Source organism: Cobetia sp. SIMBA_158 (assembly GCF_046566945.1).
In the GTDB taxonomy this organism is placed as follows: Bacteria; Pseudomonadota; Gammaproteobacteria; order Pseudomonadales; family Halomonadaceae; genus Cobetia; species Cobetia amphilecti.
Genome location: NZ_JAWJYL010001161.1, coordinates 1 through 233 on the forward strand (window position 1 = coordinate 1; position 233 = coordinate 233).

Consider the following 233-nt stretch of genomic DNA (forward strand, 5'->3'; position numbering starts at 1 on the left):
GGAAGTTAATTTCTAATCCATTCATCAGCCCTTCTTCATTAATCCATAAATCTATACCATGTGAAAGACTAACACATTGTAACCGACCACCCACGATTTCTTGAAATGATTCCAACGCTGACGGTACTTCAATCACTTCAGGACTTTCCCCTACGTTTACCCTCATTATTGTAATTAGTTCCCCGTGCATGCTAGTACACCCCCCCTTGAATAGATTCGCATTGTTAAATCAT

General features: G+C 39.9%; 1 protein-coding gene. It reads right to left on the minus strand.

The features are described from left to right. Positions 1–190 (minus strand): DUF3846 domain-containing protein (locus R2R70_RS23400; protein ID WP_410979407.1); only part of this gene is annotated, 190 nt, incomplete at its 3' end. Positions 191–233 lie beyond the last annotated feature (43 nt).